15 protein-coding genes are annotated in these 15624 nt (G+C 56.1%); 14 read left to right on the top strand and 1 reads right to left on the bottom strand.

What is annotated here, in order from left to right; genetic code table 11:
* Window position 1 precedes the first annotated feature (1 nt).
* Window positions 2-1462 (bottom strand): glucose-6-phosphate dehydrogenase, encoded by a 1461-nt coding sequence (gene zwf, locus ABWO67_RS09970; RefSeq protein WP_353151119.1) that lies wholly within the window; start codon window positions 1460-1462, stop codon window positions 2-4.
* Window positions 1463-1646: 184 nt separating this feature from the next.
* Between zwf and ABWO67_RS09965 the strand changes: the two genes are divergently transcribed.
* From ABWO67_RS09965 to ABWO67_RS09900, 14 genes are all read left to right on the top strand, one after another.
* A complete protein-coding gene (locus ABWO67_RS09965) occupies window positions 1647-2645 on the top strand; it encodes a LacI family DNA-binding transcriptional regulator (protein ID WP_353151116.1) in 999 nt (332 codons plus the stop codon).
* Window positions 2645-4141: a sugar ABC transporter ATP-binding protein gene (locus ABWO67_RS09960; RefSeq protein ID WP_353151113.1), complete on the top strand. Its 1497-nt coding sequence runs from the start codon at window positions 2645-2647 to the stop codon at window positions 4139-4141. Before ABWO67_RS09965 ends, ABWO67_RS09960 begins: the two co-directional genes overlap by 1 nt.
* The gene (locus tag ABWO67_RS09955; protein ID WP_353151110.1) at window positions 4113-5153 is read left to right on the top strand and encodes an ABC transporter permease; all 1041 of its coding nucleotides are present in this window, start codon (window positions 4113-4115) and stop codon (window positions 5151-5153) included. Before ABWO67_RS09960 ends, ABWO67_RS09955 begins: the two co-directional genes overlap by 29 nt.
* A gap of 118 nt (window positions 5154-5271) precedes the next feature.
* Window positions 5272-6180, top strand: coding sequence for a substrate-binding domain-containing protein (locus ABWO67_RS09950; protein ID WP_502929994.1), 909 nt, complete (start codon window positions 5272-5274; stop codon window positions 6178-6180).
* Window positions 6181-6188: 8 nt separating this feature from the next.
* Window positions 6189-7244 carry a sugar phosphate isomerase/epimerase family protein gene (locus ABWO67_RS09945; RefSeq protein ID WP_353151104.1) on the top strand — a complete coding sequence of 352 codons (1056 nt, stop codon included), beginning with the start codon at window positions 6189-6191 and terminating at the stop codon, window positions 7242-7244.
* 12 nt (window positions 7245-7256) lie between these two features.
* Complete coding sequence (locus ABWO67_RS09940) at window positions 7257-8411, top strand: Gfo/Idh/MocA family protein (protein WP_353151101.1); 1155 nt, start codon at window positions 7257-7259, stop codon at window positions 8409-8411.
* 55 nt (window positions 8412-8466) lie between these two features.
* Window positions 8467-9495 carry a LacI family DNA-binding transcriptional regulator gene (locus ABWO67_RS09935; protein WP_353151099.1) on the top strand — a complete coding sequence of 343 codons (1029 nt, stop codon included), beginning with the start codon at window positions 8467-8469 and terminating at the stop codon, window positions 9493-9495.
* Window positions 9496-9735: 240 nt separating this feature from the next.
* Window positions 9736-10407, top strand: coding sequence for an amino acid ABC transporter permease (locus ABWO67_RS09930; RefSeq protein WP_353151096.1), 672 nt, complete (start codon window positions 9736-9738; stop codon window positions 10405-10407).
* Complete coding sequence (locus tag ABWO67_RS09925) at window positions 10407-11060, top strand: amino acid ABC transporter permease (RefSeq protein ID WP_353151094.1); 654 nt, start codon at window positions 10407-10409, stop codon at window positions 11058-11060. Before ABWO67_RS09930 ends, ABWO67_RS09925 begins: the two co-directional genes overlap by 1 nt.
* A 65-nt stretch (window positions 11061-11125) precedes the next feature.
* Entirely contained in the window at window positions 11126-11932 is an 807-nt protein-coding gene (locus ABWO67_RS09920; RefSeq protein ID WP_353151092.1) for a transporter substrate-binding domain-containing protein, read from the top strand.
* An 18-nt stretch (window positions 11933-11950) separates the two neighbouring features.
* Window positions 11951-12745 (top strand): amino acid ABC transporter ATP-binding protein, encoded by a 795-nt coding sequence (locus ABWO67_RS09915; protein WP_353151089.1) that lies wholly within the window; start codon window positions 11951-11953, stop codon window positions 12743-12745.
* Between the two features lie 104 nt (window positions 12746-12849).
* Window positions 12850-13623, top strand: coding sequence for a sugar phosphate isomerase/epimerase family protein (locus ABWO67_RS09910; RefSeq protein ID WP_353151086.1), 774 nt, complete (start codon window positions 12850-12852; stop codon window positions 13621-13623).
* The gene (locus tag ABWO67_RS09905; RefSeq protein ID WP_353151083.1) at window positions 13620-14564 is read left to right on the top strand and encodes a sugar kinase; all 945 of its coding nucleotides are present in this window, start codon (window positions 13620-13622) and stop codon (window positions 14562-14564) included. The genes ABWO67_RS09910 and ABWO67_RS09905 overlap by 4 nt, the downstream gene beginning before the upstream one ends.
* The gene (locus ABWO67_RS09900) at window positions 14561-15526 is read left to right on the top strand and encodes a 2-hydroxyacid dehydrogenase (protein WP_353151080.1); all 966 of its coding nucleotides are present in this window, start codon (window positions 14561-14563) and stop codon (window positions 15524-15526) included. Before ABWO67_RS09905 ends, ABWO67_RS09900 begins: the two co-directional genes overlap by 4 nt.
* Window positions 15527-15624: the final 98 nt, after the last annotated feature.

Here is a 15624-nt window from a genome sequence, read left to right as displayed (position 1 = left end):
ATCAGGTTTCCTCGTGCCACAAGCATCCGGCCCGGGATGCCAGCGCGCTGGATGCCGCAGGACCCCAGCTTCCCGCAGTATAGGTTTTCGGTGCGGACGCGTATTTGCCCCAGCAATCCAGTATGGGTTCAACCCACGTCCAGGCTTGCGCCTGTTCGTCGCGACGCATGAATAGCGCCAGCCTGCCGCGTATGACATCCAGCAGCAAACGCTCGTAGGCGTCAGCCCAGCGCGCCTTGAACATGGTGTGGAAATCCAGATTCAAATAGGTGGGCTGCAGGTTCATGGCGTCGCCGGGCTCTTTGGCCAGAAAGTATAGGCGCACGCTTTCTTTGGGTTGCAGCCGTATGACCAGGCGGTTTGCGGAATGCACGCCCAAGGGCATGGGAAATAACGCATGTGGGACGTCACGGAAATTGATGACGATTTCTGCGACACGCTCTGGCATGCGTTTGCCGGTGCGCAGGAAAAACGGCACGCCGGCCCAACGCCAATTGGCAACTTCGGCTTGTAATGCCACGAAAGTTTCAGTGTTGCTATCGGGGGCGACATGGTTTTCTTCCCGATATGCCACGACTGGCGCACCGTTGATGGCGCCGCTACGGTATTGGCCGCGCACGCTTTTAGCCAGGACATCTTCGGTGCTGAATGGCTTCAGGGATTTAAGCACCTTAAGCTTTTCGTCGCGTATGGCGTCTTCGGACAGGCTGGCGGGCGGCTCCATTGCCACAATGCACAACAACTGAAGCAAATGGCTTTGAAGCATATCCCGCAGGGCGCCGGTGCGGTCATAGAATTCGCCGCGTTCCTCGACACCCAGCTCTTCTGCGATAGTGATTTGTATGTTGTCTATCCATTCGCGGCGCCACAAAGGTTCGAACAAGGTGTTGCTGAAACGGATTGCCATCAGGTTCTGTACGGACTCTTTACCCAGGTAGTGGTCGATGCGGTAGATCTGATTTTCCGTGAAGTACTGCCCTACGGCTTCGTTGATGGTGTTTGAGGACGTCAGGTCGTGCCCCAGCGGTTTCTCAAGCACCACGCGCACGCAGGGATGGTTCAGGCCGACCTGGGCCAGGTGCTGGCAGATGATGGTGAACAAGTCCGGCGCTGTAGCCAGGTAACACACCGTGATGCGGTCCGGCGAGTTGCCGATAGTCTGGGCCAGGGCTTGGTAGTCGGTGGCGTTGTTTGCGTCCAGCGTGTGAAAATTCAGGCGCTGAATAAAGCCGTTCCACGCGGCATCGTCGTAGCTGGCGCCAAGGGCGGGTTTGACGCGTTGCTCTAGTACCTTCAGGTAGCCGTCGATGCCGATAGGCTTGCGGCCCAAGGCGAAGATACGGCCTTCCGGATGCAGCGTACCCGCTTTATGAGCCTGGTACAGCGCCGGAATCAGCTTGCGCACGGCAAGGTCGCCGGTACCTCCGAAAAAAACGATATCAAACGCGGGTGTTGTCGCCATGAGCGAGCTTTCCTTTTGTTATCAGTAAGCACCTATGCGGTGGATGATGCCATCCTTGTAATTAAGCTACATGTTAGTCCGCTTGTAAAGCCTGCCTAACTTAAGGGTAAGTCCTTAATTGAAAGCTGGATAGGTGAGTGAAATAATGTAATCGATTACATTTCTTAGATGCAAGGATGTTTTGATGCGCAGTGCCGTATCCATTGCCCAAGTGGCCAAGCACGCAGGCGTGTCCGTGGCAACGGTGTCGCGGGTGCTTAATGGTAATCAGGCGGTCAAAGAACTTACGCGTGCTCGTGTAGCGGCTTCGGTTCAGGCCATGGGCTATCGGGTCAACCAGTTGGCGCGCAGTTTGCGCACCGATGAAAGCCGTTTGTTGCTGACCATGGTGCCCGACATTGGCAACCCCTTTTATGCGGAAATTGTCCAAGGCATTGATAGCGTTTTGCAGGATAACGGCTATTCCTTATTGTTATGCGAAACAGGCGGGGATGCTAACCGTGAACGTCGTTATTTCGACTTGCTTGAAGCGCGCCGCGCCGATGGCGCGATTTGCCTGGATCCCGATACGGTGCAGCAAGCTTTGCATAGCCATGGGATAGGCTTTCCGTGGGTAGCATGCTGTGAATTCGATAGCAGCGTTGCCGTGCCTTATGTGGGCATAGACAACCGCGCGGCGGCCCATGAGGCGACTTCTTATCTGATCAGTCAGGGGCATACACGTATCGCCTTTGTTAATTCAGACACACGCTTCATGTATGCACGCGAACGCTTGTGTGGCTATGCCGATGCGCTGGCGCAGGCGGGCATTGAGCTGAATAGCGATTACTGCCTCGAAGTCGATAGCTTGAATTTTTCAGCAGGCAGGAAGGCGGCAGATATGCTGATGGCACTTGCAAAGCGGCCCAGCGCAGTGTTTGCTGTTTCCGATACGCTGGCAATCGGCGTTATGAGGGGACTGCAGGTAGCGGGTTTGCAGATTCCCGGCGATATGGCCGTGATGGGGTTTGACGACATCGCGCTGGCTGAGCAGACTTGTCCCGCCCTAAGCACCGTAAGGCAGCCCATGCGGGCCTTGGGCGAACAAGCCGCTTATTTATTGCTTAAGCAGCTCGACGATGCCACTACGCCGGTTACAGGCGTAGTGTTGCCGCATAGGCTGGTGTTAAGGGAGAGTGCCTGATGAGTCTTTCGGTCAGATTTCAGTCCATTAGCAAGGACTTTGGCGCTGTCAGGGTTTTGCATGGTGTCAGCTTCGATCTGGCGAAAGGGCGTGTTTATGGCTTGCTGGGTGAAAACGGCGCGGGTAAATCGACACTGATGAAAATCCTGTGCGGCTATGAAAAGCCGTCTGAAGGCGAGCTTCTCGTCAATGATGAGGTTCGCCGTTTTGCGTCGTCCCGAGACGCCGAGCGCGCGGGTATTGTCTTGATTCACCAGGAAATCAATCTGGCAGACGACTTGACGATAGCCGAGAACATATTCCTGGGACATGAAAAAAAGCAGGGTTGGTTTCTGGATAGCAAGGCAATGAACCGTGAGGCTGCTCGTTTGTTGGGTGAGGTTGGCTTGGCGGTCAGTCCGGACACGAAGGTTAGTCAGTTGATTGTGGCTGAAAAGCAGCTTGTGGAAATTGCCAAGGCTCTGGCAAAAAATGCGCGACTGCTGGTCATGGACGAACCGACCGCCACTTTGACGCCGGGTGAAACGGAAAGGCTGTTTTCCCTGATTGAACAGTTCCGCAAGAACGGCGTCACGATTATTTATATATCGCACAAGCTGGATGAGGTCGAGCGAGTAACGGATGACATCATCGTAATGCGCGATGGCAAGTACATTACCCGGGCGCCTACTGCCAGCGTGTCGCGCCAGCAGATGGCCAATTTGATGGTGGGTAGAGAATTAGCTGATTTGTATCCTCCCAAGCTTATGGTTTCTTCCGACGAGGCGCCGGTGCTTGAGGTTCGTGGCATGAGCGTGCCCGGATGGGCGTCCGATATCAGTTTCATTGTCAGACCCGGTGAAATACTGGGCTTTGGCGGCCTGGTGGGGGCGGGACGCACCGAACTGTTCGAGGGCTTGATGGGGCTGCGGGAACGCGGCGGTGGCCAGGTTCTCTTGAACGGCAAAGAGTGCCATATTCGCAATCCCCGGCAGGCAGCCAAGCAAGGGCTGACCTATCTTAGCGAGGACCGCAAGGGCAAGGGGATCTTGCTGGCTTTCGGTATGCGCCAGAATGTGACGCTGATGGCGCTGGAGCGTTATGCGCATCCCTTGTTAAGCAGCCAGGCAGAACGCGGCGCCCTGGATATCGCTATAAAAAAATTCGGTATTCGTACGGGCAACACCGACAACCTGGCATCGGCGTTGTCGGGAGGCAATCAGCAGAAATTGGCGCTGGCTAAAGTGTTGCAGCCCGATCCCGGTGTTGTCATTCTTGACGAACCTACACGCGGGGTTGATGTCGGCGCCAAGCGCGATATTTATTTTCTGATTCAGGACTTGGCGCGGCAAGGCCTGGCGGTCATCGTCATTTCGTCCGAACTGATGGAACTGATTGGTTTATGCCATCGCGTTGCGGTGATGCGTGCTGGCCGCATGCAGGCGGTTCTTGCGTCCGACCATTTAAACGAAAAGGAGCTGATTGCCCATGCAACCGGAACACACCAAGTCGCCTGAAACGCCTGCCACGGCGCAGCCGGACAGCATAGCGCTGGCTCGACGCACCACGCCGACGTGGGGTAGCCGCTTGCATGGCTTGGGCCCTATTGTCGGTCTGGTGCTGTTATGTATTGCGGGCACCGCGCTTAACAGCAGCTTTGCCGATATCGACAACATTATGAATGTGCTGACGCGCACCGCGTTCATAGGCATTATTTCTGTAGGCATGTGTTTCGTCATCATCTCGGGCGGCATTGACTTGTCGGTTGGGTCCATGGCGGCGCTGATAGCAGGCAGCATGATCCTGGTCATGAACGCGTTGATGGGTGCAATAGCATCGCCAATATGGGTGATCGTACTGGGAATGGGCTTTGCATTGGCGCTGGGCGCCTTGTTGGGTTTGGCGCATGGCTTGCTGATCACGCGCGGACGTATCGAGCCCTTTATTGTCACGCTGGGGACCTTGGGTATTTTTCGTGCGTACCTTACCTATTTATCGGATGGCGGCGCGATTACGCTGGATATGGCCGTGTCAGACGCATACAGCCCGGTGTATTACGGCAGCCTGCTAGGAATACCAATACCCGTTTGGGTTTTTGTCGCCATTGCTCTGCTGGGCGGCCTGGTATTGAATCGAACGACCTTCGGGCGCTATGTGCAGGCGATTGGCTCCAATGAGCAGGTGGCGCGTTACGCCGCTGTGAATGTCGATCTGACCAAAACCCTTACGTATGTGCTGCTGGGTATGTGCGTGGGTATAGCAACGGTGTTGTATGTGCCGCGTCTGGGTTCGGCCAGCCCGACTACGGGGTTGTTGTGGGAGCTGGAAGCCATCGCGGCTGTCATTGTGGGCGGCACCGCGCTTAAGGGCGGTGCGGGCACGATGACAGGTACGGTAGTAGGGGCGATCCTGCTTTCCGTTATCGGCAATATCCTGAATCTGACCAGCATCATCAGCGTTTACCTGAATGCAGCCGTGCAAGGCTTTGTCATCATTATTGTGGCTTTCCTGCAGCGCCGGCGTTCATAGTGTTATTGGTTTATCGCAACAGTTGGTTGCGGCTTTCGATGTATCAAATCTGGAGACAACAATGAAATTCACGATACGAAAATTGGCTGTCGCACTGTCGGCAGTAGCCGCCGTGGGCATGTCCTGCGGTGCGATGGCCCAACAGAAAGTTAATCTGGGCGTGTCTATACCGGCGGCGACGCATAGTTTTACGGCAGGTGTAGTGTGGTGGTCCAACCAGGCCAAGGCCGAGCTCGAGAAAGCGCATCCCGATTTGAAAGTGATAGTCAAGACGTCCAGCGGCGCGCCCCAGCAGGCCAACCAACTGCAGGACCTGCTTACCGTCAACAAGATCAACGCCCTGGTGATTATGCCTTTCGAGTCCGCTTCGCTGACCCAGCCTGTGGCACAACTCAAAAAGAAGGGGGTGTATGTCACGGTGGTGGATAGGGGGTTGACCGATACCAGCGCGCAAGATGCCTATGTATCGGGCGACAACACGGCATTTGGGCGTCTGCCTGCCGAGTACCTGGTAAAACAGATGAACGGCAAGGGCAATATCGTGGCTTTGCGGGGCATTGCCACAACGCTGGATAACGAGCGTATGGACGCATTTAACGCAGTTATTAAAAAATATCCCGATATCAAATTGCTTGATGCGCGCTATGGCAACTGGAATCGCGACGATGCTTTCAAGGTCATGCAAGACTACTTGACGCGCTTCAAGCATATCGACGCCGTTTGGGCAGCCGACGATGACATGGCGTTCGGTGTGCTGAAAGCGATTGAACAGGCTAAGCGTACCGATATCAAGGAGGTCTTCGGCGGGGCCGGCGCCAAGGGTATGGTCAAAACCATTATCGATGGCAGTAATCCTCTTATCCAGGCTGATGTTTCCTATTCGCCCAAGTTTATCTACGACGCCATCAAGCTGACCGCCGAGGCCCGTCTTAAAGGTGAACAACTGCCAGCCAACACGATTATTCCTTCGGTGTTGATTACCAAGGAAAACGCCAAGGATTTTTATTTCCCTGACTCTCCTTTCTAAGTGCTGCTATGAAAACCATTAAGGGGCCGGGAATTTTCCTGGCACAATTTGCCGGCAAGGTGCCGCCCTTCGATAGCCTGGAAGGTCTTGCCCGCTGGGCCAGCAGCCTGGGCTATAAAGGCGTGCAAATACCAACCAGCGATCCCGCCATGTTCGATATTCAGCAGGCCGCCGATAGTCAGTCATATTGTGACGATATCAGCGGGATGCTGGCTGAACATGGCGTGGCCATCACTGAACTCTCTACGCATTTGCAAGGGCAGCTATTGGCGGTTCATCCTGCGTACGATACGCTGTTCGATGGTTTCGCCGCGCCTGAAGTACGCGGGAATCCGGCTGCTCGCACCCAATGGGCGCACGACCAGTTGCTGCTGGCGGCACGCGCTTCGCAACGACTGGGGCTGACAGCGCATGCTACGTTTTCCGGTGCGTTGGCCTGGCCTTACTTGTACCCCTGGCCGCAACGCCCGGCAGGGCTGGTTGAAACCGCGTTCGCCGAACTGGCGCGGCGCTGGCGGCCGATACTGGATGCGTTTGATGCCGCAGGTGTGGACGTAAGCTACGAGCTTCATCCAGGTGAAGACTTGCACGACGGACTAAGCTTTGAACGATTTCTGGATGCGGTGGGCGGGCATGCCCGCGCCAATATCCTGTACGACCCCAGTCACTTTGTATTGCAGCAACTCGACTATCTGGCGTTTATCGATATCTATCACGAACGCATCACATCCTTTCATGTCAAGGATGCCGAATTCAGGCCCACTGGGCGACAGGGCGTGTATGGCGGTTTTGCCGACTGGCAAGACCGCGCCGGGCGTTTCCGTTCTTTAGGGGACGGCCAGGTTGATTTCGGATCGATTTTCTCCAAGATGGCGCAGTACGACTATGCAGGCTGGGCGGTGCTGGAATGGGAGTGCTGCATCAAGCACCCCGAGCAGGGTGCGGCAGAAGGCGCGCCGTTTATCACCAGGCATATTATTCAGGTGGCCGACCATGCTTTTGACGATTTCGCCAAAAGCACAATGCCGCAAGACCAGCATAGAAAAATTCTTGGAATTAGCTAAGGAATGACCGCAATGCATAGGCGTATAAAACTTGGCATGGTGGGGGGCGGTCGCGGTGCATTCATTGGCGCCGTGCATCGCATGGCGGCACGCCTGGATGACCGCTACGACTTGGTGGCGGGGGCGTTGTCCAGCGATCCGGACAGGGCAGCGGCGAGTGCCGGTGATATCGGCATAGCCTCAGAACGCAGCTATGCCGACTGGCAGGAAATGGCGCAACGCGAAGGCGCATTACGACGCAGCGGGCAGGGCGGTATCGAAGCGGTGTCCATTGTCACCCCTAATCATCTGCATGCGCGCATTGCCAAAGCTTTCCTGGAAGAAGGCATACATATTATTTGCGATAAGCCTCTGACGGTGTCATTGGATGAGGCCTTGGCTTTACAAGCGCTTGCGCAGCGCAGCGGCTTGCTGTTTGTATTGACTCACACTTATACCGGTTATCCCTTGATACGCCACGCTCGTTCGCTGGTCGCGCAAGGCGCCATTGGCGAACTGCGGTTGGTGCAGGTGGAGTATTCCCAGGACTGGTGGGCCGATGCGGCGGCCTTGACCGGAGATGGGGGGTGGCGTGAAAACCCGGCCGTTGCGGGCCCGGCGGGTACGCTGGGCGACGTGGGCATACATGCCTATCAATTGGCTGCTTATGTCAGCGGCCAGCAACCTAGCGAAATTTCAGCAGAGCTGCATACTTTCATGCCTGGCCGTGTGCTGGATGATCATGTGCAAGTCATGATGCGCTATGCCAATGGTGCACGCGGCACGCTGTGGGCAAGCCAGGTGGCAACGGGCTGCGAAAATGCGTTGACGCTTCGTGTCTACGGTAGTACTGCACAACTGCGCTTCAATCAAGAAGATCCAAACGTATTGTGGTTGACCCCGCAAGGCGGGGCGGCGCAGCGTATTACTCGAGGCCGTGCGGAAAGCCCCGCCGCCATGGCTGCCACGCGTATCCCGGCCGGACATCCCGAGGGCTACATTGAAGCCTTTGCGCAGTTGTATCGTGACGCTGCAGATCAAATATTGGCCCTTGAGTCGGGCGGGCCCAAATCTGCTATTGCGGATTTCCTTCCCGGCGTGGACGATGGTGTAGCTGGCCACCGGTTTATTGAAACGGTATTGAAGAGCCATCGTTTAAACGGTGCTTGGCTCAGATTGGAGCAATAGCCCGCTACAATGGCCCGCATTGCTTGCAGTTGTTTCACCAGATTTAAAAGTAACTATGATCAAAAATCCGGTCCGCAGTACGATCGCCGATGTCGCGCGTCATGCGGGTGTATCAAAGGCCACCGTCTCGCGATTTCTGAATCATCGCGAGACTTTGCTTTCCCCCGAAATCGCTTTGCGGGTCGAGGTTGCTATCGACGAACTGCGCTATACGCCCAGCCCCATGGCTCAGGCGCTAAAGCGCGGGCGTTCGCGCCTGATAGGTTTGGTGGTGGCTGACATTACCAACCCCTATTCGGTAGCCGTTTTGCGCGGCGCCGAACAGGCCTGCCGAGAGGCTGGTTACCTGCTGATGCTGTTTAACCTTGGAAATGAAATCGAGCGCGAAAGCGCTGGCATACACGCGTTATCGTCGTATAGGGTAGAAGGATTCATTCTGAATACCATGGGCCATGATGCGGGAGCCCTGTTGGAAACGGCGCGCCAGGGGAAACCGATAGTTCTGGTCGATCGCCAGCATCATGGACTGGACGTGGATTTCGTTTCGTTGGATAACCACCAAGCCATTTTCCTGGGCGCACAGCACTTGCTGGACGAGGGTTACAAGGAAATACTGCTGGTCTCAGAGCCACTGGGCGGCGTGAGTTCGCGCGTGGAACGTGTCAGCGCCTTCAAGACGTTTGTCGGTGAAAAGGGCGACGTGGTGCATGGCCAGTGCGTGGAAAGTCAGCCGGACGAGCAGGGCGCCTTGATTGATGCGCTGCAAGCGGCACGCGCTCGGGCGCATGCCCGCTCGACTACGCCGGCTATTCTTTCGAACAACGCGGTAGTCACGTTGCGCGTTATTGCCGCCATTGCCCAGCTTGGCTGGCGGCTGGGTAAGGACATAGGCTTGATCGGGATTGACGACACCGAGTGGGCGCCTTACGTAGGACCAGGTATCAGCACCATTTCCCAGCCTACCGACCAGTTGGGCCGCTTGGCGGCCGAGTGCCTGATGCAGCGTATAGCAGGTTCGGATTTGCCAGCGCGCAAAGCGTTGCTGCCTGGCTTGCTGAGGGTCCGCGGATCTTCGCAACAGTAGGCCCCAGGCCGTTAAAGCGCGCTGGGCTTGTATTGATTAGGGTAACTACTGATATAATTTTGCCTCTTTGCCATTAAACTGTGAAACCGGTTTCATAAGCGCTGGCGCCCTGTGCAGCGGTTCATGTCCAGTTTGCGTCCTTGTTTGGTATCGAAAACGATACCTTTGTTTGTGTAGGTGTTTTGTGTCTGGCGCGGTATGCTTTTATCCGCCAGCAATACCTAAGGTTTAAAAATTAACGTGAATTATTCCTTCCAATTTGGCCCGGTATTCGAAGCCTGGCCTTTGCTGCTTCACGGCACCTGGATGACGATCCAATTGTCATTCCTGGCCATCGTGTTCGGGTCGATCGTCGCGATCCTGTGCGCGTGGGGTAAAACCGCTGGCCCGGCGCCGCTGCGCTGGCTGATCAATGCGTATATTGAAGTCATACGCAATACGCCATTCCTGGTTCAGCTGTTTTTCTTTTTCTTTGCGCTGCCGGCCGTGGGCGTGCGCTGGTCACCCTATACCGCCGCTTTGGTCGCCATGGTGTTCAACCTGGGGGCTTATGCCACTGAAATTGTGCGCGCCGGGATCGAGTCCATCCCCAAGGGGCAAATCGAAGCCGGTCTGGCGCTAAACCTGTCGCGCATCGAGATATTCCGCTTTGTGGTGTTAAAGCCCGCCTTGCGCGCCATTTATCCGGCCCTGACCAGTCAGTTCATTTTGCTGATGCTGGCTTCCAGCGTGGTGTCGGTCATCTCAGCCGACGACCTGACTTCAGTGGCGGCCAACCTGCAATCGGAAACCTTCCGAAGCTTTGAAATTTATATTGTTATTACCGGCATCTATCTTTTGTTGACGCTGGCCTTTTCTTACTTGTTCCGACTGATGTACCAGTGGGGCCTTAATTATCCGGACCGTCGATAATGCGTACTTTTGGCTATTCCGATCTCTGGTTCATCGTTGAGGCTGCTCAATGGACCGTCTTGTTGTCCATCATGGCGTTTATTGGCGGGGGCATCGTCGGGCTTATTGTCGCCCTGGCGCGAACCTCTGAAAGCAAAACAGCGCACGCCCTGTCAATTGGCTTTATCCAATTGTTCCGTGGGACGCCGCTGTTGCTGCAATTGTTCCTGGTGTTCTTTGGTGCACCCGTCATTGGCCTGGATATCAACCCGTGGCTGGCCGCTGCCGTGGCCCTTACGCTCAATAGCGGCGCGTTCCTGGGCGAAATCTGGCGCGGCTGTATCGAAGCGATTCCACGCGGCCAATGGGAAGCGGCCGAGGCTTTGGGGCTGTCGTATCGCCACAAAATGCGCGACGTCGTGTTGCCGCAAGCCTTGAAGATTGCGGTGCCACCCACGGTGGGCTACATGGTGCAGATTGTCAAAGGGACGTCGCTGGCGGCCATTATCGGCTTTACCGAACTTACCCGCGCCGGGCAAATCATCAACAATGCCACTTTTCAACCCATGGTGGTGTTTTCCGTCGTGGCGATCATTTACTTCCTGTTGTGCTGGCCTTTGTCGTTGCTGGCCGCCTATATGGAACGGCGCCTTGCAGTGTCGCTGCAACGCTAGAAGAAGTTTGCATATACCAACCCCCTGTTTTTATTGAAGTTGCAGTTCAATCCTGGAGACACGATATGTTCGTAATCAAGAAAATGCGCTCTTTTGTCGGCGCGACATTGTTGGCAAGCTGCGCAGCGCTGGCTTTGGGTACGACGGCAGCCAGCGCCGAAACCCTGGACCAGATCAAGGAAAAGGGCGAACTGACGATAGGCATGCTTGTCGACTTCCCTCCGTATGGCATCTTGAATGCAGAAAACAAGCCCGATGGCTATGATGCCGACGTGGCCAGGCAGTTGGCCAAAGACTTGGGCGTCAAGGTGAATATCATTGGTGTGACCGGTCCTAATCGTATTCCGTACTTGTTGACCAACAAAGTAGATATGTTGATTGCCTCGCTGGCCATCACGCCCGAGCGCGCCAAGCAAGTGCAGTTTTCGCATCCGTACTCGGCTGCCCAGATCGTTGTGTTTGGTGGTAAAGATGCCAAGATCACCAAGGCTGAAGACCTGTCCGGCCTGCGCATCGGCGTAGCCCGCGCCAGTACGCAAGACATCGCGGTAAGCAAAGTGGCTCCCAAAGATGCCAACATTCGCCGCTTCGATGACGACGCGTCAGCCATGCAGGCCTTGTTGTCTGGTCAAGTCGATGCCATTGGCTGCTCGACCACGGTAGCCGCCCAGATCGCCAAGCGCGCACCTGATCGTTTCGAAAACAAATTTGTATTGCTGCAGCAAGAAATGGCGGTTGCCTTGCGTCCGGGCGAACCCAAGACCCTTGAAGCCGTCAACAAGCTGGTTGATAAAAACATCAAGGACGGCGAATTCAGCAAGCTGTTCGAAAAATGGTTGGGCACGCCTTTGCCCGAACTGAAAGCCTCTTGATTCACTTAGCGATTTATCATGACTGACAAACAGACTACGCTTGTTGTCGATGAATCGGATAGTTCCGCCCGCAAGGGTGGAACCATCATCGAGATCGAAGGCCTTAACAAGTGGTACGAAAAATTCCACGCGCTGACTGATATTGACCTGACCGTTGCGGCAGGGGAACGTATCGTTATCTGCGGCCCGTCAGGGTCGGGGAAATCGACGCTGATCCGTTGCATCAACGGGCTGGAAAAGATACAGCAAGGCAAAATTGTGGTCGACGGCATTGACCTGACCGCCAACGCCAAAAATATTGATGCGATCCGTCAAGAAGTGGGGATGGTGTTTCAGCAGTTCAATCTGTTTCCGCATATGACCGTGTTGCAGAACTGTATGCTTGCCCCCATGCGGTCGCGCGGCATTAGCGCGGCTGAAGCCGAATCCCTGGCCATGAAGTATCTGACGCGCGTTCGCATAGCCGATCAGGCTCGCAAATTTCCCAGCCAGTTATCCGGCGGGCAGCAGCAGCGTGTGGCTATTGCGCGGGCACTGTGCATGACACCCAAAATTATGCTGTTCGACGAGCCTACTTCGGCGCTGGACCCTGAAATGGTCAAGGAAGTGCTGGACACCATGATAGGTTTGGCCGAAGACGGCATGACCATGTTGTGTGTCACACACGAAATGGGGTTTGCTCGCAGCGTGGCCGACAGGGTCATTTTCATGGCGGACGGAAAAATTATCGAGCAGGCATCGCCCGAAAAATTCTTCGGCAATCCTCAAAACGAAAAAACCCGCAGTTTTCTGGGTCAGATCCTTAATTCCTAGTATCAAGGGCGCCCTCATGGCGCCTGCTGTGTCGATGTCGGAGCTTGGCGTTCTTGCCTTGCTTCGTTTGCTGCGGGCCGCCAGCGTGCGGCCTCTCCGGAATCATGAATTCGTTTAATCAAATTATTATTTCCTTGTCGTCTTTTGGCGCAAGCGAGGTGCGGCGGCATGGACAGCGCTGGTTCGTGGAGCTGTGCCACGCCGCAGGTGCCGATGGTGTCGAGATCCGCGGCGAGCTTCTGCAAGGGCGCAACAACGAGTTGGCGGAACTTGCGACCGCAGTGCGCGATGCGGGCATGGCATGCGTGTATTCCAGCCCTGAAATGCTGTGGGATCAAACGGGTGCTTTGAATTTGCCGGCATTGGAACGCGGCCTGGCGGGCGCCATCGCATTGAATGCGCCTGTTTTGAAGATGTCCATAGGGGCGTTTTCTTCGGCTAATGCCGAAGAGCTGAATACGATGAAGCAACGCCTGGATGGGCAAAACATCAGTTTGCTGATCGAAAACGACCAGACGGCGACGGCCGGCACGCTGGATTGTCTGCAGCAGTTCTTCAGCGAGGCGGATGCCAGCGGCCTGACGCTGGGCATGACCTTCGATATGGGCAACTGGCACTGGCAAGGTGAATGCCCGCTGCAAGCAGCGCAGGTCTTTGCTGCACGCGTGCGCTATGTGCATTGCAAGGGCGTACAGCGGCAACCGGCGCGTTGGGTCGCCGTTCCGTTGACGGATTCCGTGGCGCCTTGGCGGGCCATATTGCGGACATTGCCGCGTAGCCTGCCTTGCGCCATCGAGTATCCGCTGGTGGGCGATGACCTGTTGTCTGTGACCCGCGCGGCTATTGATGAATTGCGTAATCTGAAGGAAAAATCATGAGCGCTATGCTGGACGTTGTAACCTTCGGGGAAGCCATGATGATGCTCGTGGCCGACCGGCCCGGGCCGTTGGAGCAGGCGCAGGCTTTCCACAAGCGTACGGCCGGCGCCGAGACCAATGTAGCCATCGGCTTGGCCCGTTTGGGCCTGAAAGTTGGTTGGGCCAGTCGTTTGGGCGCTGACTCGATGGGGCGCTATCTGCTCGCCGAAATGGTGCGCGAGGGCATCGATTGCTCGCATGTAATCAGCGACCCGGCGCAGAGGACGGCCATGCAGTTCAAGGGGCAGGTTACCGACGGCAGCGACCCGCCTATCGAATACCACCGCAAGGGGTCCGCCGCCAGTCAAATGCAGCTATCGGATATCGATGAGCCTTGGCTGTTAAGCGCCCGGCATTTGCACAGCACCGGCGTGTTTGCGGCGATTTCAGACAATTGCTATGAGGTGCAGCGCAGGACCATGTCTTTAATGCGCGCGGCCGGCAAGACAGTGTCATTCGACCCCAATTTGCGTCCGACTTTATGGTCGTCAACGGAACGTATGCGAGAGGCGATCAATGCATTAGCCTTTGGCGCAGACTGGGTGTTTCCAGGGATAGAAGAAGGGCGCTTGCTGACAGGGGCCCAAACCCCCGAAATGATTGCGGCCTTTTATCGCGATCATGGCGCGAAGCTGGTCGTGGTCAAGCTGGGTGCCGAGGGCGCCTACTTTGATAACGGGCAAGAGCAGGCTTACGTTGCCGGATGCCCGGTTGAAAAGGTATTGGATACCGTAGGGGCCGGAGATGGCTTTGCCGTCGGCGTCATCAGTGCCTTGCTGGAAGGCCTGCCTTTGCGTGAGGCTGTCGAGCGTGGATCCTGGATAGGTGCGCGGGCGGTGCAGGTTTTAGGCGACACGGAAGGCTTGCCCACGCGTCAGGAATTGGGGCGGGTTGGAATATGAGCCGCAAACAGGTTTTGGTGTATCGGCAATTGCCAGATGACCAACTCGCCCGCATCAGCCACGAACATGATGTGGTGATCGCCAATCCGCGGATCCCAGCGCAACGGGATGCGTTCTTGGCGGCGCTACCGCAAGCGCAAGGCATGATTGGTTCCAGCTATTTGATAGACGAGAGCATATTGGCCAAGACCGAGCGCTTGGAAGTCATTTCCAGTATTTCGGTCGGCGTCGACAAATTCTCGCCAGAAGCTTTGGCGCGTCGCGGCATTACGCTATGCCATACCCCAGGCGTGCTGACCGAGACCGTTGCCGATTTATTGTTCGCCATGGTGCTGACTACCAGTCGCCGGGTGGCAGAACTGGCCCGATATGTGCAGGATGGCCGCTGGGATCGCAGCGTTGGGGAAGAGCTGTATGGGTGGGATGTGCATGGCAAGACGCTCGGCATTCTTGGCTACGGCCGTATCGGCCAGGCCTTGGCCCAACGGGCTGCCATGGGTTTTAACATGCCTGTGCTTTATCACACGCGCACACCCGTTGCCAGTGGTCTGCCCGAGGGGCGGGCGAAAGCGGCAACGCTGCACGAGGTGCTGGCTAATTCCGATTTCGTGGTGATGGTGCTGCCGTTGACGGAGCAGACGCGGGGCATGATCGGGCCGCAAGAGTTTGCGCTGATGAAATCCGGCGCGATCCTGATCAATGGTGCGCGTGGGCCGATTGTGCAGGAAGCGGCGTTGCTGCACGCGCTGGATCACGGCAGCTTGCGGGCGGCGGGGCTGGACGTATTCGATACCGAGCCTTTGCCTATTGACTCTCCTTTACGGACGCATCCCAGGGTATTGGCCTTGCCGCATATTGGTTCGGCGACGCACGAGACGCGAGAGGCGATGTGTGAAATGGCGACGACGAATTTGTTGCTGGCATTAGAGGGCAAGACTCCTTTGGCGGTTTATAGGTCGTAAGGGTTTCGGGGCGGTTCTGCCGCTCTTTTGACCTTATCGTTCTTGCGATTTCTTGCGTTAGATTTATCGTATTTATGACGGCTTCGTCGTATTTATGA

It is taken from the genome of Pollutimonas bauzanensis, from assembly GCF_040393045.1.
In the GTDB taxonomy this organism is placed as follows: domain Bacteria; phylum Pseudomonadota; class Gammaproteobacteria; order Burkholderiales; family Burkholderiaceae_B; genus Pollutimonas; species Pollutimonas bauzanensis_A.
This window is presented reverse-complemented; position numbering and strand designations above follow the sequence as displayed.